The organism is Tumidithrix helvetica PCC 7403 (assembly GCF_965232925.1).
GTDB lineage: Bacteria > Cyanobacteriota > Cyanobacteriia > Pseudanabaenales > Pseudanabaenaceae > Tumidithrix > Tumidithrix helvetica.
In genome coordinates this window covers 41,524-58,571 of sequence record NZ_CBDDRA010000013.1, presented here as the reverse complement: position 1 = coordinate 58,571, position 17,048 = coordinate 41,524, and the positions used below count along the sequence as shown (strand labels likewise).

Genomic DNA, 17,048 nt, shown 5'->3' with positions numbered 1-17,048 from the left:
AACTTTACATTTAGAAGCAAGCGATCGTCTCCGATCCAAAAGCTTCTAGCTTTTGCAGGCATCTTGCCTGCGTTACCAATTAATTAACGTGAATTCGGGTTAAGGATTTCGGAACAAAATATTCGTCATACAAGGGATCTGGGCGAGCATACACCATCCATTGCCCCTACGAAAATTGGGTAGGGGCAGTGCCCCTGTGCCTGCCCTGATTATTGGGATAAATAGGATTTATCTAGACAGATTTGGAATTATGCAGAAATTAGGAAGAATCGACAGCTAGATCGCGAATTTTAGATTTTCTTATCCCGAATTGAGTTTGGGTGGGGCACACTCTTGTATCTTGAGCATAAGACAACTTTGGTTAATTCTTCCGCTGAGTTGAGTGTCGATCGATCGCTTGTGGGTATCTTGTCCTTAAGTTTAAGAGTTTTAGTTATCTTGCCTTAGGGTTCAGTTAAGCCCGCAGAATTAGGGACTGGGGGAGCAAAATTTCTCAAAGTTCGCCAGAATTGGGGATTTAGAGATTGAGAATTGTGGGTAGCTCCTTGAACTGAAGCCTATTGGAATATAGCCATCCTAATTGCTTTGTGAGTAGGGGCAATTCATGAATTGCCCCTACAGGTCTACGCTATATCTTGTCCTTCCAGCGTTTGCAAATATAGACGTTGCTTAAATTTGCTTGTTGCTTTTCTGCCAAACACAAAAGAATAATAATTTTTACGAGAAAAAATAATCGTTATTATGAGGCTAGCGCATTCTGAATTGAGGTGTAAATTTGAACGGTAAGCTGGGCTCAAGCCTTTGGGGATACGGCATTGCCAGCATTCTTTGCTACTTTTGGGGCAACGAGGCTTTAGCACAGCAGTCTTTACAGGTGCGTACCAATCAATGGCTACAGGTCGAGCAGGTACGTGGCGGAGCCGTAATTAGGAACCGCAATGGCATTCGTCAGGCGCAATTTGGCGATCGCTTGCAAGATGTGGGCGATGAAATCTCTACAGGCAACGATTCCAGCGTAGTGTTGAGAGTCGATACAGCGATTGGCTTCGTTCAAGTCGCTGAGAATACGACCCTTCGCATTTACTCGCTGCAAATGGCTTCAGACAACGGACGGATTACACAGTTGCAAATCTTGCGGGGTAGAGCGCGGTTGCAAGTCAGAAAGTTTACCAATTTTGGCTCCCGCCTTGAAATTTTTACGCCGACAGGAGTTAGCGGTGTCAGAGGTACGCAATTTGCAGTAGGGGTAGATCCGAGGGGCAAAACAACCGTGGCAACTTTAGAGGGAAGCGTGCTGACAGAGGCAAAGCGTCAAGGTGTTTTAGTCGGGGCTGGACAGCAAAATTTCACAATACCGGGAGAGCCCCCTAGCCCAGCGACCGTCCTAAATAACAATCCGCAGTTGTACTATGAAGTGATTAGAAACGTTAAAGGTTCCAATCGCCAAGTGTGGCTATCTGGGAAAATCGATCCGACCCATATGGTTACAGTCAATGGCATTCCTCAAAGTACCGATCGCTTGGGGCGTTTTTCAATTCCATTCCCTGCTACTTCGCGTATTCGCGCTGAAGTCATCGTAACCACTGCTTTGGGAAATCGGCGAGTTTATGAAATTACGCTTCTCTAATCTAGCTCGACGGTTACTTCCAGGCGGGGCGGCGATCGCGATCGTAGCGATTTTACTGCAACTGTCTGTATTTCAACCATTGGAATACCTCGCCTATAACAGTTTTACCAACTGGCGGGGCGAAAAGCCTTGGGACAATCGCATCGCGATTATTGCCATTGATGATTGGAGTATTGAGCGATTGGGGCGGTTTCCTTGGTCGCGCGATCGCTATGCCCAGCTTTTACAAAAACTTACGCCCGCCAAGGGTAGCGTCGTGGCAATCGATTTGCTGTTCTCAGAGACAAGCCCCCTAGACAAAAAGCTTGCCGATGCCATGGCAGGACATGGCAGTGTGGTGCTTGCGAATGCAGGGACGCAGCAAGGGCAATTCTTACCGCCAACCGAGGTTTTAGCCAATGCCGCGATCGCCACAGGACATATTCGCAAACATGAAGATATTGACGGTGTGACGCGAAAAATCATCCTGCAAGAACAGGGCGAGCCATCTCTAGCCCTATCGACGCTTCAAGCTTATACATTGGTGCACGCATCACCAAAACCCCTACCAGACTTAAATCATCCCCTGTGGCTCAATTGGATGCAGCGATCGCAGCAGATGCGGCAATATTCCTTTGTGGATGTGCTGGAAGGTAGGGTTCCAAGTAGTACGTTTCAAGACAAGATTGTACTCATTGGTGTTGCTGCCACGGGGCTAGATTCGCTACCAACTCCCTTCGATCGCAATCCCCCTGCCCACGGCGTTCACCTCCATGCTGCCATTTTACAAAACTTGCTCCAAGGTAATGCACTCAAAGTTGCCGATCCCCTCTGGTCTTGGGCGATCTTGCTTTTGGGTAGTGGACTGTTTTCGCTCTGCTTGCCTCGCGATCGCCCCATCAGACGATTTGTGGTTAGCATCGCCGCGATTTTAGGCTGGGCAATCCTTGGCTTTATCTTGTTTGCGAATGGCTACTGGATCCCAACGGCGATGCCGATCGCCCTGTTTGCCCTCACGGCAAGCGCGATCGCATTGCAAGAACAACTGCGGAGCAATCGCCTTCTGCGAGAGGCAAATGCTCATCTGACTAGGGATGCCTTTTACGATCGCCTCACGAACCTGCCCAACCGCGCCCTTTTTGTCGATCGCCTCCAACATGCGCTCGATCTCAACCTGCGACATCCTTACCTATTTGCCGTTATGTTTCTCGACCTAGATCGGTTCAAAACGGTGAATGATAGTTTTGGTCATTTAAGCGGCGATCGCTTACTGGCAGCCGTTGCCTATCGGTTAAATACCGCAATGCGTCCAGAAGATACCTTGGCAAGGTTTGGAGGTGATGAATTTGCCATTCTCGTAGAAGGTCTCACGGATTTAAGAGATGTGGTTGCGATCGCGGAGCGCATTCAAGAAGAACTAACTAAACCCCTCTTGGTGAACGAACGGGAGATGATCGTTACCGCCAGTGTCGGCATTGCCATTAGTTCGGAACGCTACCTTCGCTCTGAGGAAATGCTACGCGATGCCGATATCGCCATGTATCGCGCCAAATCCTTGGGTAAGTCTTGCTATCAGATTTTTGATGTCTCCATGCACGATCGGATTTTAGATCGGCTGCGGATGGAGAACGACCTGCGCCGTGCGATCGCCCAGACTTTCTCTCTAGAAGATTCCCAAGCGGTTCCAGAACTGCGGGTGGTCTATCAGCCGATTATTTCGCTCGAAACCTCAAAGATCTCTGGGTTTGAGGCCTTGATTCGCTGGCAACATCCCGAACTCGGTGCAATCTCCCCTGCGGACTTCATTCCCCTTGCCGAGGAGATGGGGCTGATTGTTCCCATTGGCTATTGGGTGCTGCGTCAGGCTTGCGCTCAGGTTCATGCTTGGCACGAACGCTTTCCTAGCGATCGCGATCTCACCCTCAGCGTCAATCTTTCGCCAAGGCAATTTTTGCAAGCCGATCTGGTCGAACAAATTGTAAAAACCATTCAGGAAACACAGTTTTCTGTAGCTTGCTTGCATCTGGAAATTACGGAAACCACGATTTTTAAAAATGCTACGCTCGGCGCAGACATCCTTGCCAATCTGAGAAAGTTGGGCATTCAGGTGTATATCGATGATTTTGGGACGGGTTATTCCTCGCTCGGTTATTTACATCGCTTTCCTGTAGATGGCTTAAAGATCGATCGCTCCTTTGTCCAAGATGATGATTGCCTTAAATCGGGAATCGTGGAAACGATTATTACGCTTGCCAACCAACTCAAGCTGAGTATTGTGGCAGAGGGTGTTGAAACCCTTCCTCAACTTGAAAGTTTGCGCGTGATGCTACATGAAAATGGGCAAGTGCAGGGCTATTTCTTTTTTAAACCCCTAGAAGTAGCGGAAGTAGAAACGCTTCTAGTCACAGGGTTGAAGCGTCAATCCTGATTTTTGAGATAATGATAGGTAGGATCTAGTTTGGGAGACGCACCCCTATGAAAAACTCGTTCAATTTCTCAAAACGCAAACCTTCGCAAAAATCTTGGCAAGTCACATGGTCGCGACTTGCTAGCACTGCCTTGATCGTTGCCGCGATCGCATTTGGGACAAATACTTTTTTAACGCCACTTGGTTCTGCTGCTAGCAACCCCAACGATACGGTCGCCAGTCTCAAGCGTTCTGAAAGACGTTGGATTGAAATTAAGTTACGCAGTCAACGCCTGTTTGCTTGGGAAGGCGATCGACGCATTATGGCTGTGATTATTTCCACAGGTAAAGCTGGCACTCCCACGCCCAAAGGTTCCTTCAGCGTTCAATCAAAACATCGCGTCGCCAGAATGCAAGGAGAGGACTATAACGTGCCTGATGTGCCCCATGCCATGTACTACTACGGTAACTATGCAATTCATGGTGCTTATTGGCATAACAGTTTTGGCATTCCCGTCAGTCATGGTTGTATCAATGTTGCCCCAGATCACGCAGCATGGTTGTTTAATTGGGCAACAGTGGGGACACCTGTGGTCGTAAGAGATTAAATAAATTCCAGTTTTTGATCCCCAGACTACAATAGTGGATGGATTATTTTATTTTTAGGAAGTCGGATGACTACTTCTGTCGTTGCAAAAAACACGCCGCTTTTAGGTTTATCTAAAGCAGAGCTGAGTGATTGGGTCGAAGAACGCGGACAGCCTCGCTATCGGGGTAGCCAACTCCACGATTGGCTTTATCACAAAGGCGTGCGTAGCCTTGAGGAAATCTCGGCATTTCCCAAAGCTTGGCGGCAGCAAGTAGCTAAAACCTTCGTAGGGCGATCGCAAATTCATCTGCGCAAACCAACCCCTGACGGCACGGTCAAGTATTTGCTGAAACTAGAGGATGGGGCGATCGTTGAAACGGTAGGTATTCCCACCAGTAAGCGCCTCACTGTCTGCGTTTCTAGTCAGGTAGGTTGCCCCATGGCTTGCGACTTTTGCGCCACAGGTAAAGGTGGCTTTGAGCGCAACTTGGGCAGACATGAAATTATCGACCAAGTGCTGACCGTGCAAGGTGACATGGGACAGCGGGTGAGTCATTTGGTGTTTATGGGCATGGGCGAACCCTTGCTCAATGTCGAAAATCTCGTTTCCGCGATTCAAGTGCTCAATCAAGATGTGGGGATCGGTCAGCGCAATATCACCGTTTCCACTGTCGGCATTCCCAATCAGATTGTCCGTTTTGCCAAAAGCAACTTGCAAGTTACTTTGGCTGTGAGCCTTCATGCTGCCGATCAAGCCCTACGCGAGCAGATTATTCCTTCGGCAGAAAAATATCCGATTGAGAATATTTTGAATGACTGTCGGCAGTATGTGGAAATGACTGGGCGACGGGTGAGTTTTGAATATACGTTATTATCAGGCTTGAATGATTCGCCTCAGCAGGCTACCAAACTAGCGCAACTGATTCGCGGCTTCCAGAGCCACGTTAACTTGATTCCTTACAATCCGATCGCGGATGCTGACTACAAACGTCCCAGCGATCGCGCCGTGAAGTTATTTGCCCAAACCTTGATGGATTTGAATATCACCGTGAGCGTTCGTCGCACGCGGGGTTTAGAAGCTGATGCTGCCTGCGGTCAACTTCGCAGTCAACAAAATTCATCCCGTTAGTCTCAAGAATTTTGCTTTGTACGAACCGCAGCACCACATATGGCGGTATTGGGTTGCCAAATTGCTCTGAAGGTTCCTTGGTTGCGATCGCCTTGCTTGGTAACAAAACCTCAGTTCGAGATAAGAAAAGCTGAAACCCTTTATCTGAGCTATTGATGCCGTAAATGCCAAATTCTCCCCAAAAAATCCCATTTATCCAGCAAATCAGGGCAGGCACGGGGGCGCTGCCCCTACGAATTGTGGTAGGGGCGCTGCCCCCGTGCTCGCCCTGAACGCTTGTACACCCTATGTTTCGTTCTCAATACCTTATCCCGAATTCACGTTAACAAAGTCAAAGTTTCCTTCGACTGGCTCAGATTCCTTAACTCTGTTAAATAATAAATGAGAGACAACTTTCTTGGAGGATTTTGCTAGTTACCAGATTGACATCCATTGGTTTACCCAAAAAGTACCCTTGAGCGAATTCACAATTTAAACTTTTTAGCTGTTCCATTTGCTGGGCGGTTTCAACCCCTTCTGCCGTGACCGTCATGCCTAAGTCATGGGCTAAATTTACGATCGTTCTCACAATTCCTAAGTTATCTTTGCTGATTTCCATGAGGGTGATAAAAGAGCGATCGATCTTTAAATTTTCCACCTTTAGATCGTGTAAATAACTCAGAGAAGAATAACCCGTACCAAAATCGTCAATACTGACATGAATTTGACGAGCTTTAAGTGCATCGAGCAGTTTGAGAACGACTTCACGCTGTTGCATGAGTGCATTCTCAGTAATCTCTAAGGCGAGGTTTTGGGTGTTGACCTGATTTGCTGTGATGGTTTTGTCCAAAAAGTCTAGAAAATCTGGCTGAGTTAGTTGCTGCGCTGACAGATTGACTTGCATGCGAAACAGAGGACTCAATCCTTGTTCTTGCCATGCTCTAAGTTGGGCGCATGCCATGTCGAGCACATAGCGATCGAGCTGAATAATCAGTCCAGTTTCTTCTGCCACAGAAATAAATTCCCCAGGCATAATTAGACCGCGCTGGGGGTGTTGCCAGCGGACAAGTGCCTCCACACCTTTGAGCGTATTCTTTCTTAAAGATACGATCGGCTGGTAGACGAGATATAGTTCCTGCGTTTTGAGGGTCTGGTGCAGTTCGTTCTGAATCTCAAAGAAGGATAGAGCGCGATTGTGCATCGCTGCATTAAATATCTGAATATTCGCCCTTCCCGCTCCCTTTGCTTGATGCATCGCCGTATTCGCATCTCGTAACAGATGCTTGGGGTTTTTGTAGGCGCGATCGCCCTGAACGATCCCGATACTAACTTTGATATGGATGAGGTGACCGTCGATCCCAAAGGGTAATTGAGTTTCTTGAAGGAGCTTTTCCGAAATTCTCATCGCTTCGCTCATCTGCGGACAATTCTCTAACAAAATCGCAAAGGTGTCATTGCCACAATGGGCTAAGAGCGTTCCCGATCGCAAACAACTCTCTAAACGGTGGGCAATCGAAACGATCAAGCGATCGCCTGCTTGGTGACCTAGAGAATTGTTGATCGATGGCAGTTGATCGCACTCCAGCAAAATCAAGATGAGGTTTTCATCAATCGCTTGCAGATTGCGATCGAAGATTTGCATGAGTCGTTGGGTCAAAAAAATACGGTTGGGAAGATCGGTGAGCATGTCATGCATCGCAACATGCAACAGTTGATTTTGCATGCGCGTGCGCTCGGCAATTTCCAGTTCTAATTGCGCCGTGCGTTGGATCACCCGAGCCTCTAGTTCGCTATTCAGCTTTTGAATTTGCGCTTGAGCGAACCGCAGATCGAGGTGATTTTTAACGCGAGCCAAAAGTTCTTCTGCTTGAAACGGCTTGGGAATGTAATCGGTGCCACCGATGCCAAAGGCTTTGACTTTATCGCTTGTACGATCTAAGGCACTCAGAAAAATAACTGGAATTTCTTGAGTTATAGGATCGGATTTGAGCCTCTGACAGACCTGATAACCATCCATCTCTGGCATATTAATGTCGAGTAAAATCAAGTCGGGTAGTGCTGCCTTTGCCACCTTTAGCCCCGTTTGTCCGCTCAGGACACTCCGCACCTTATACCCCTGATGCGTGAGAATCGTCGTTAATAATTCAAGGTTTTCGGGGACATCATCTACGATCAGGATGTCTCCCTTGCTGCTGTTGGCTTGAGCTGGCGTAGGTTGAGATGTCATTACATTTACTGCGCAAAGGGTTGGGAAGCCTAAAGACATTGATGATTTGTTACAATTCTACACTCTACATATATAATTCGTGATTTATCCATCATTGAAAAATTACAAATTACAGCAAATTCGCTTCAAAAGCACTACAGGCAGAAATCCAAAACCCAATGCGGGGCCACGCCCTGCGATCCATTCTCGTGGTGAATTGGCTCAAAAACTGCTGTAAAACAATCCTAAAGGTTTGTAGAGATCCAAAACGTATCCATCGATCGCAATGAAATTTCTATTGCTGTGCAAGTGCTGCTTCTGCCAGGTCCGCAATTGCGTCGCAGCGAAAGGTTTTGACCAGTTTTAACAGGGCGATCGCTACTTGAGGCTCGGTATCAGAAATTCCCCCCACCAATTGGCTCACCCTCTCTGCATCAGCAAAGGTAGCGGCTTCATAGAGTTGCTTTATCCAGCTACTCGGCAAGAACACCAAACTTTCTAAGACCTGAGCGTTGCTATCGGACTGATCGCGATCGCTTGGGATTGAGGTGCGATCGTCTTCGGCATAGATATATTGCACACCAAGGTGTTCGCGTATCTTCTCAAAAATCAAATCGTCGCGAAAGGGTTTGCGCAGGTAATCGTTACAACCTGCGGATAAGATTGTGGCTTTTTCTTGTTCCAAGGCACTCGCTGTCAAGGCAATAATGGCAGGGGCCTGTCCTTTGACATGGGCGCGAATTCGCTGCGTCGCCTCATAGCCATCCATCACGGGCATCCGCATATCCATCCAAATCAAATGAGGTTGCCAATCTTCCCAAATTGCTACGGCTTCTCGACCATTTTGAGCTTCGCGCAGGTCAAAGCCTAGGGGTTCCAATAATTTCACCAGCAGGGTGCGGCTTTCCCATTTGTCCTCTACGACGAGAATGCGATAGGTGGGCTGATCGGGAGCGAGTTTGACTACAGAACGATAGGTCGGAGTGCCTTCAAGCGCGATCCGTGCAGCCAGTTTGAGGGGGATGTCAAACTGAAACACACTACCTTGTTCGGGGGTACTTGCCACAGTGAGGTTGCCACCTAGTAGTTCTACATATTTTTTGCTAATGGTTAAGCCCAAACCAGTACCTGTCTGAGACTTTTGTCCAGAAGTAGTTTGATAAAAAGGCAGAAACAATTGCTTAAGTTCTTCGGAACTGATGCCCAGTCCAGTGTCTCGAACTTCAAATTTGAGGGCTTGATTGGCAACACTCGCACGCAATGTAATGCTGCCCGTGGCAGTAAATTTGACGGCATTTCCCAAAAGGTTAATCAAGATTTGACGGAGCTTTGCCTCATCCGTTTCCACATACTGGGGTACTGTGGGCGTGCGTTCAAAGATCAGCATCAGATCTTTTTCTTGGGCTTTGAGCCGAAACATCTCTTCGAGAGATTGAAGTAGTCCATGCAGATTGAAAGCATGGAGATAGATCTCCATCCGTCCAGCTTCGATCTTATCCATATCGAGTACATCGTTAATCAGAGAAAGCAGATGTTCGCCACTGTTCTGAACGATTTGCAAATTTGCTGCCGCAGCCTGTTGAAAAAAAGTTGGATCGCGCTTGAGGTCGCGTTGCATTACTTGAGTAAAGCCCAGAATCGCGTTGAGGGGGGTGCGCAGTTCGTGACTCATATTGGCAAGAAAGCTGCTTTTGGCTTGATTGGCAGATTCGGCTGCCTGTTTGGCTGTTTCTAGATCGGAATTTTTCTGCGCTAATTCTTCTTCGGAACGCTTGCGATCGGTGATATCGGTTCCCACCCCAAGCAGTTCCACCACGCGACCGCGATCGTCTAAGATGGGCTTAACAATCCAAGTCCACCACAACCGTTTGCGATCGGAGTTAATATATTGCCCCTCTCTCATCAGAACCATTTCGGGTTGTAGACTAAACTGCTCGTAGAGCATTTCTAGATCTTGTATCGAAAATTCGCTTTCTGGAAGAATTGTACCAACTGCCGATCGCCCGATAATTTCTGGTTCGTGATAGCCTAAGACCTCTAAGCCGTATTGATTGAGGAAGAGGACAATACCCTCTACATTTACGCGCATAATAATACAGTTGACGGTCTGCACGAGATCGCGATATTTTTGTTCGCTTTGTCGCAAAATTAGTTCTGTTTGTTTGCGCGAGGTGATATCCTCACCCACCACCAGTAGGTGTGGCTTTTCATTTAGCTGAATAATCTCACCGCTAAAAATGGCACTGCGAAGTTCTCCCGATCCCGTGCGATATGAAGTCTCAAAATTGCGCACCAATCCATTCGCATTCAGTTCGCGATAGAATCGATTGCGATCGCTATCCTCGCTCCAAAAGCCAATCTCAAGGGTGGTATAACCAATTACTTGTTCGCGACTGCGTTCCGCATATTTCAAAAAAGTGTCGTTGACATCTAGGTAACGGCTTGTCTCTAGAGAGACGATCGTAATCGCCAATGGGCTGCCGTAAAAGGCTGAGGCAAACTTTGCTTCTGACTCCCGTAGTTTGGCTTCGCTTTGGCGGAGTTTCTCTTCGGCTTCTTTGCGATCGCTAATATCTAAGATCACCCCATCTAACCATTGCACCGTCCCGTCATTGGCATAGTAGCCGCGCCCCGTTCCGCAAACCCAGCGAATGCTGCCGTTGGCATGAATTATTCGATAGTCGATCGAGTAGGAACTTCTTGCGGCAATGGCTATGCGCGTTTGCTGCATCACTTTTTCCACATCCTCTGGATGCACGATATTGCGCCAGAGGCGAGAACTGTTGATAAAGGACTCAGGGGAATATCCAGAGATCTCAGTGACTCCATGACTGAGGAATACAATCGTCCAATTATCATCGCAAAGACAGCGATAAACGATCCCAGGAACATTGGCTACGAGCGTTTGAAACTTCTCCTCGCTCTCGAGGCGAGCTTTCTGTTCTTGTTTGAGCGTAGTAATGTCATGTTCGGTAACTAGAAAATAGTCTCGCCCTTGCAGTTGAATCGCCTCAATGGAAAGAAGCATCGTTTTGAGCCCTGTCTTGAAACGCAGAAAAGCTTCAAAATCACGCACATATCCTTCGTTTTTTAACTGCTGATACATCCGATCTCGTTGGGCTAGATCGATCCAGAGATTTAAGTCTAAGTCTGTGCGACCAATCACCTCCTCGCGGGTAAAGCCAGAGTGATACAGAAAGGCTTCGTTCGCATCGACAATTTCACCATTCTCCAATTCGAGAATATTTAAGGGTGTAGGGCTATAGTAAAAAGCCTTGGGAAACTTTTCTTCGGCGGCTTGCAAAGCTTGGGCTGTGGTTTGGCATAAAAGCTCTAACTCCTCTAGTCGCTGGGTTTGTTGGATGCGTTGATTTTGGAGCGATCGCAGCTCGAGCTGCGTCTCAACTTGAGCCAACACTTCTCGTTTGTGGAAAGGAGCCGTCAGATAGCCTACGCCCCCAACCTCAAATCCCTTATCTTTGTCTGCGATCGCCGTTTCCCCAACTAGGAAAATTACAGGAATATCGGCGATCGTTGGCAGAGCTTTGAGCTTTTGGCAAATCTCATAACCGTCCATGTCAGGTAGCATGAGATCCAATAAAATTAAGTCGGGTAGGGATGTTGGGCTAATCTCTAAAGCTGCTGAGCCCGTGCGTACAGATTTAACACTGTAGTTACTCTCATCAAAGATCGTTGTAAGAAGGTGACTTTGCTGTTGCTCGTTGTGGGCGATCAGAATGGTTGCCTTAACAGATGCTGTGTCGAAGTTACTCATAGAGACTCTTGGGAATGGCAGCAAGTCCCTAAATTATAGAGGGTTTTCAACCATCAGTCTATTTTCTCCTTAATCAAGAATTGCTTAAGAGAACAACCTCGGATTCTTTATATATTCCGTTGGGATGACGCAAAATATATTTTTTTGTTCCTTTGCCTATTACAACAACAAATAAATTGAAATCTGCATGGTTTTCTAATAAGAAATAGTCTACTTATCCTTTATATAGATATAGTTTCAGCTAAAACAATATTTGTGCGCCTAACGGCATACCTCTAAGGATATAGATAAAAAAGGCTGTTTTAAAAAATACGAGAAAACATAATTCTTGCCAACAAATTTAAACAATCTTGGGAACAACATCAATAATTATCGAGTCAATAGGTTCATGTTTAGCAGGAAATACCCAATATGAATTCTCTTACCAAATTATCTATCCCTTTCGCACTTGGTCTTGTTGCAATTACCGCGATCGCCTCATCTGCATCAGCCGAAGAACCCAGAATCCCAGGTAGCTACTTGGGCGCAGGTGTCTCGCTCAATGCCCTTGCCACTACCCCATCTGCTTTAGGTGCAAATATTACAGGTCGTTTAAAGTTTGACAATTCACCTATCTCGCTTCGCAGTACAGTTCTATTCGGCAATGGTGGAACCTCTGTAACTCCCACGGTTTCCTATGATCTACCTGTTGGCGATCGCACCAATGTATATTTAGGCGCTGGTGGCTCCTTTAACTTAAATAACAACAATACGCTAACTGGCAATCGCCAATCATTTGTGATTCAGCCAGGGGCAGAAATTAGTCTCAGCAAGCAAGTTCTTCTCTATGGTAATGCGATCGTTCCCATCAGTGGCTCGACCATTGGCTCCGCTGGAACTTCCGTTCAAGGCGGTGTAGGCTTCCAATTCTAAATTCGACCTCTAAATCCTAGTTTATCTACCTCGCCCCCTACCGTTTTGGAAGGGGGCTTTTTTATCCTGCTTGTGAGTTTGGATAATGAATGGATTGTAATGCTTGAAGGCGATCGCCAGTAAAATAGACTTCAGAAAATTTCTGTAATTGCAGTTTGTCAAGGCGGCGTTTAACTTGTACAGAGGACGTAACAATCCAAACTTGGCGATCGCGTTTTAGGGCATCTAATACACTTGTTTCTATAGCCAGTGCAGCCGTTACACCAATTTCTGGAACTTCACTCAAGTCTAAAACTAGAGCTTGGTAATCTTGAACGATCGACATTCGCTGCGAAATAACTTTGGCAGCCCCAAAACTCAGAGGTCCCCCCAACTGAAACAGCAAAATCTTACCCTCAGCCTGAGCTAATAATTCCCGTTCTTCAGGATTAAGGTTGTGGGCATAAGCAGGATCGGTAATGGCTTGGATGCGATCGCTTTGAAGTTCAGTTAAGCGCTTGATCGTTAATATATTCGCAATAAAAGCACCCACAACGACTGCCGTAATTAAATCTATAAATACAGTCAAAAACAATACCAAGTACATTAAACCAGTACCTGTAAAAGAGAGATGGTGAGCGCGTTTAATGAAGTTCCAATCAATAATATCAATGCCAACTTTAAGCAATAAACCCGCCAACACCGCATGGGGAATCACCGCCGTCAGTGGTCCCGCCACCAGAACTACCATCAGCAACACCACCGCATGAATCATTCCCGATAACGGGGTTTTCCCTCCTGCTTTGACATTGACTACCGTCCGCATGGTTGCTCCAGCCCCTGACAAGCCCCCAAATAGCCCTGCTAATACATTCCCAATCCCTTGTCCAATTAGCTCCTTATCTGAATCATGCTGGGTTTGGGTAATACTATCGGCAACGAGGGAAGTCAAGAGTGAATCGATCGCCCCCAAAAAGCCCAAAGTCAAACCATAGCGCAGCATATCCGCTAACTCTCGCAGACCAAATGTGGGCATTCGCAACTTTGGTAGTTCGCTAGGAATTGCTCCAATCCGAGAAATATCGGCATTCTTAAAAAATAGAACTGACAGGATCGTACAGACGATTAAAGCCATCAGAGGTGAAGGAAAAACTCGGTTTAATTTTGGCGGCGCGACAAAAACTAAGAAAAGCGTCAGGATTCCCAGTCCCATTGCCACAGGATTGGGCTGGCTTATATAACTCGGTAATTGCTTCAACGTGTCTAATACCGCGCCTGTGCTTGCATAGCCCAGTAGTGGTGGCAACTGCAACAGGATAATTATTACGCCGATCCCTGACATAAAACCAGAGATGACAGTATAGGGCATGAGGGTAATGTACTGCCCGAGCTTCATGACACCTAGTAAAATCTGGAACAATCCGCCTAACATCACGACTGTAAAGGCGAGCGCAAGGGCAGTTTCGAGATTGTCTTTGTAATTTGCGATCAAGGAAGCAATCACTGTGGTAGCGACTACGGTCATTGGTCCTGTTGGTCCTGAAACTTGTGCAGGTGTGCCCCCAAAGAGTGCTGCAAAAAAGCCGACAAAGATCGCTCCATATAGTCCTGCGATCGCACCTGCACCAGAGGCAACTCCAAAAGCTAAGGCTAGTGGTAGTGCCACAATCGCTGCCGTCACTCCCCCAAACAAATCGCCGCGCCAATTCCGAAAATGAATTTTATTGACTAGCTGGATGGACATAGATATAAATATTTACGGTTATTCAGGCGGAAGAAAAATTGGACATAGCCTTAGATTAGCGCGGATTCAAATCTGAAGTGCAACACCCTGTCCCAAGGACGCCTGAATCATTTCGAAAAATATGACGTTAGTTAAAGACCAGTAATCATGCAGAACTATGGTTAATAAACCTCTATGCGATCGCTAAATGCCGAAACCAAGTTGGGGTAATATTCTTCACGATTGCTCAAGGTCGTTTTAGCAATTTGAACGCAATACCTCGCCCTAGCTTTTGTCCATAGGCCAACTTGCCCCAAAGTTGCGCGATCGCTTCCAGCAAACCCGAATTCGATAGAGAACCCGCATCCACTGGATCGAAACCAAGATCGGCAGCTAAGGTGGCGGCTACGGCTTTGGCGGCGTCATCGTCACCTGCATAGAACATCGCGATCGCTTCGGAACCATACTGGGGATCTGCCATATTTTCCCAGCCTGTCGTGTTGAAAATCTTGACGACCTTCGCAGTGGGAACGAGTTCCGCGACCCTTTCTCCGCCAGAGATAGGATGATATTGAGAAGGTTCGCCAGTGAAGTTAGGATTGGTGCAGTCCAGTAAAATCTTGCCCTCTAGGTTGCCCAGACTAGGTAGTAACTCCTCCACTGCTCCCCAAGGCACGGTGAGAACCACCACCTCGCCAAACTCGGCGGCTTCTGTCATCGAGCCTGCTTTGGCATTTCCTCCCGTGCGATCGAGTCGTACTTGCAGATCGATCGCACTGCGATCGCGCACGCCAAATAGAACTTGATGCCCCTGCTTTGCCCATCCCTCACCCAATGTGCCGCCGACATTACCTGCTCCAAGAATGCCAATCTTCATGATTCCCTCCTAAATTCCATTTATTTTGGTATAGCGTTTAGCTATTGGCTATTAGATGTTAGCGATTGCAGGCAGGATGCCTGCGCTACGGGTTATACGCCCAATGCTTCGATCGCCAGTTTGGCAGTCAGTTTGCCAGAATATTGCTGTTGTCCTGTCACAAGTCTTCCATCACGTATAGCGAATTCTTTAAACAAGCCACCCGTGATGAAATTGGCTCCCAACTTTTTGGCTTCATCCTCAATGCGGAAAGGCATGACTTTTTGACCCACAATGCGATCGGCGAAGTCTTCTTCCACATTAGCGAAACCTGTCATGGTTTTACCTTCGATCAAGGGCTTCCCATCTGATAATTTCACGTAGAGGAGGGCACAGGTTCCGTGGCATAGGGCAGCGGTTACCTTTTCGGCTTCGTAAAATTCGGCGAGGAGTTGATGCAGTCGCGTTTCCGTAGGAAATGTAAACATCGGGCCCTGTCCGCCTGCTACCACGATCGCATCAAAATTCGCAGCGCTGACATCATCAAGGCTGGGGGTATTTTCTAACAATGCCATCAGTTTAGGGGTATGGATGAAGCCCATACTGAGAATATCCTCGGCAGAATAGCCACTGGCATCGCGCGGATCGCTCAAGCCATCAAATTCCACCTTGCCGCCCTTGGGACTGGCGATCGTCACCTCATAACCGACTTCGATAAATTCGTACCAAGCATGGATGAGTTCTGAAGCCCAGAAACCCACTGGCCAACCCAATGTGGTAGAAATCGCAGGATTAGAGACGACCATCAAAATCTTTTTTGACGAGGTTTTGGACAGATTTAACGTCTTACTCATGGTTCTTCAGCGTTTGTCTTGTGCTTTCGATCTCGATTTTCGCTACGATCGTCTCATTTGTCTAATTGATTATTGATATGAATGATATTCATCACATGAATATGGCAGGAGTAGATTTAAATCTACTCGTCGTCTTCGATGCCCTCATGCAGGAGCGCAATGTCACCCGTGCTGCTATGCGGATTGGACTGAGCCAACCAGCCACCAGTAGTGCCTTAGCCCGCCTGCGCCATCTGTTTGACGATCCATTACTGGTCAAAACACCTTCGGGAATGCAGCCTACGCCCAAAGCCCTGCAATTATCAGAAGTGCTGCGATCGGCGTTATGGCAAATTCAGTCTGCGATGACCGAGCCAGAACGCTTTCTTCCCGAAACATCAGAGCGGGTATTTCGCTTGGGGATGTCAGATTATGCGGAGATGGTGTTTTTACCGAAGCTGATGCAGCAGTTGTCGCACCAAGCCCCCCATCTTCAACTTCAAGTCAGGGCCACCGATCGCCAAGAGGTTCTGACTTTGCTAGACGAAGATCGGATCGATTTAGCGATCGGCTTTCATCCGCAACAGGCAGCATGGCATCAAAAACAGGAGTTATTTAAGGAGCGATTTGTCTGTGTCTGCCGCCAAAATCACCCCTCAGTGCGATCGCCCTTGACATTGGAAACCTACCTCGCAGCATCGCATCTCCTGGTATCCCTGCGCGAAGATCCGATCGGGCGCATTGACCGAAATTTAGCGGAGCAAAACCTGCAACGGCATATTGCCTTGAGCATCCCGCATTTTCTGCTAACGGGTTTTATTTTGGCGCAAACCGACTTGTTGGCAGCCTTACCAGAAAGACTAGCTCGTGTTTGGATGGAACTTCAGCCTTTACAAGTCCTACCCTTACCCATCCCCGTTTCAGGTTTTGCTGTCTCGATGCTATGGCACACCAAAAATCAAAACGAATTAGGGCATACCTGGTTGCGATCGCTGTTTGGTCAAATCGCCGCAGTTGAAACATAAGGATCGTGAAGTAAATAACTCCGAATACT

At 47.3% G+C, this 17,048-nt stretch carries 11 protein-coding genes; 6 read left to right on the top strand and 5 right to left on the bottom strand.

The window, feature by feature from the left end; genetic code table 11:
- Window positions 1–775 precede the first annotated feature (775 nt).
- From ACP2WE_RS13370 to rlmN, 4 genes are all read left to right on the top strand, one after another.
- Window positions 776–1,627: a FecR family protein gene (locus ACP2WE_RS13370; protein WP_425216052.1), complete on the top strand. Its 852-nt coding sequence runs from the start codon at window positions 776–778 to the stop codon at window positions 1,625–1,627.
- Window positions 1,608–4,034 carry an EAL domain-containing protein gene (locus ACP2WE_RS13365; RefSeq protein WP_425216051.1) on the top strand — a complete coding sequence of 809 codons (2,427 nt, stop codon included), beginning with the start codon at window positions 1,608–1,610 and terminating at the stop codon, window positions 4,032–4,034. The genes ACP2WE_RS13370 and ACP2WE_RS13365 overlap by 20 nt, the downstream gene beginning before the upstream one ends.
- A gap of 47 nt (window positions 4,035–4,081) precedes the next feature.
- Window positions 4,082–4,621 (top strand): L,D-transpeptidase, encoded by a 540-nt coding sequence (locus tag ACP2WE_RS13360; protein ID WP_425216050.1) that lies wholly within the window; start codon window positions 4,082–4,084, stop codon window positions 4,619–4,621.
- A gap of 66 nt (window positions 4,622–4,687) precedes the next feature.
- Window positions 4,688–5,731, top strand: coding sequence for a dual-specificity RNA methyltransferase RlmN (gene rlmN / locus ACP2WE_RS13355; RefSeq protein WP_425216049.1), 1,044 nt, complete (start codon window positions 4,688–4,690; stop codon window positions 5,729–5,731).
- A 370-nt stretch (window positions 5,732–6,101) separates the two neighbouring features.
- Here the strand turns inward: rlmN and ACP2WE_RS13350 are convergent, their stop codons facing one another.
- Window positions 6,102–7,937: a two-component system response regulator gene (locus ACP2WE_RS13350; protein ID WP_425216048.1), complete on the bottom strand. Its 1,836-nt coding sequence runs from the start codon at window positions 7,935–7,937 to the stop codon at window positions 6,102–6,104.
- Between the two features lie 274 nt (window positions 7,938–8,211).
- Window positions 8,212–11,691, bottom strand: coding sequence for a PAS domain S-box protein (locus ACP2WE_RS13345; RefSeq protein ID WP_425216047.1), 3,480 nt, complete (start codon window positions 11,689–11,691; stop codon window positions 8,212–8,214).
- A gap of 411 nt (window positions 11,692–12,102) precedes the next feature.
- Between ACP2WE_RS13345 and ACP2WE_RS13340 the strand changes: the two genes are divergently transcribed.
- Complete coding sequence (locus ACP2WE_RS13340) at window positions 12,103–12,603, top strand: porin family protein (protein WP_425216046.1); 501 nt, start codon at window positions 12,103–12,105, stop codon at window positions 12,601–12,603.
- A gap of 61 nt (window positions 12,604–12,664) precedes the next feature.
- Here ACP2WE_RS13340 and ACP2WE_RS13335 read toward each other — a convergent pair whose 3' ends face one another.
- The 3 genes from ACP2WE_RS13335 to ACP2WE_RS13325 all read right to left on the bottom strand — a co-directional run bounded on the left by ACP2WE_RS13335 (window position 12,665) and on the right by ACP2WE_RS13325 (window position 16,015).
- Entirely contained in the window at window positions 12,665–14,326 is a 1,662-nt protein-coding gene (locus tag ACP2WE_RS13335) for a SulP family inorganic anion transporter (protein WP_425216045.1), read from the bottom strand.
- A gap of 226 nt (window positions 14,327–14,552) precedes the next feature.
- The gene (locus ACP2WE_RS13330) at window positions 14,553–15,182 is read right to left on the bottom strand and encodes an NADPH-dependent F420 reductase (RefSeq protein ID WP_425216044.1); all 630 of its coding nucleotides are present in this window, start codon (window positions 15,180–15,182) and stop codon (window positions 14,553–14,555) included.
- 92 nt (window positions 15,183–15,274) lie between these two features.
- Window positions 15,275–16,015 carry a type 1 glutamine amidotransferase domain-containing protein gene (locus tag ACP2WE_RS13325; protein WP_425216043.1) on the bottom strand — a complete coding sequence of 247 codons (741 nt, stop codon included), beginning with the start codon at window positions 16,013–16,015 and terminating at the stop codon, window positions 15,275–15,277.
- A gap of 77 nt (window positions 16,016–16,092) precedes the next feature.
- Here ACP2WE_RS13325 and ACP2WE_RS13320 point away from each other — a divergent pair, with 77 nt between their 5' ends.
- Window positions 16,093–17,019, top strand: a complete 927-nt coding sequence (locus tag ACP2WE_RS13320; RefSeq protein WP_425216042.1) for a LysR family transcriptional regulator — start codon at window positions 16,093–16,095, stop codon at window positions 17,017–17,019.
- Window positions 17,020–17,048: the final 29 nt, after the last annotated feature.

What these genes read in the sequence shown, in the direction of transcription:
- ACP2WE_RS13325 (WP_425216043.1), bottom strand. Translation starts at nt 16,015, where the DNA reads ATGAGTAAGACGTTAAATCTGTCCAAAACCTCGTCAAAAAAGATTTTG.
- ACP2WE_RS13335 (WP_425216045.1), bottom strand. Translation starts at nt 14,326, where the DNA reads ATGTCCATCCAGCTAGTCAATAAAATTCATTTTCGGAATTGGCGCGGC.
- ACP2WE_RS13345 (WP_425216047.1), bottom strand. Translation starts at nt 11,691, where the DNA reads ATGAGTAACTTCGACACAGCATCTGTTAAGGCAACCATTCTGATCGCC.
- ACP2WE_RS13320 (WP_425216042.1), top strand. Translation starts at nt 16,093, where the DNA reads ATGAATGATATTCATCACATGAATATGGCAGGAGTAGATTTAAATCTA.
- ACP2WE_RS13365 (WP_425216051.1), top strand. Translation starts at nt 1,608, where the DNA reads ATGAAATTACGCTTCTCTAATCTAGCTCGACGGTTACTTCCAGGCGGG.
- ACP2WE_RS13330 (WP_425216044.1), bottom strand. Translation starts at nt 15,182, where the DNA reads ATGAAGATTGGCATTCTTGGAGCAGGTAATGTCGGCGGCACATTGGGT.
- ACP2WE_RS13350 (WP_425216048.1), bottom strand. Translation starts at nt 7,937, where the DNA reads ATGACATCTCAACCTACGCCAGCTCAAGCCAACAGCAGCAAGGGAGAC.
- ACP2WE_RS13340 (WP_425216046.1), top strand. Translation starts at nt 12,103, where the DNA reads ATGAATTCTCTTACCAAATTATCTATCCCTTTCGCACTTGGTCTTGTT.
- rlmN (WP_425216049.1), top strand. Translation starts at nt 4,688, where the DNA reads ATGACTACTTCTGTCGTTGCAAAAAACACGCCGCTTTTAGGTTTATCT.
- ACP2WE_RS13360 (WP_425216050.1), top strand. Translation starts at nt 4,082, where the DNA reads ATGAAAAACTCGTTCAATTTCTCAAAACGCAAACCTTCGCAAAAATCT.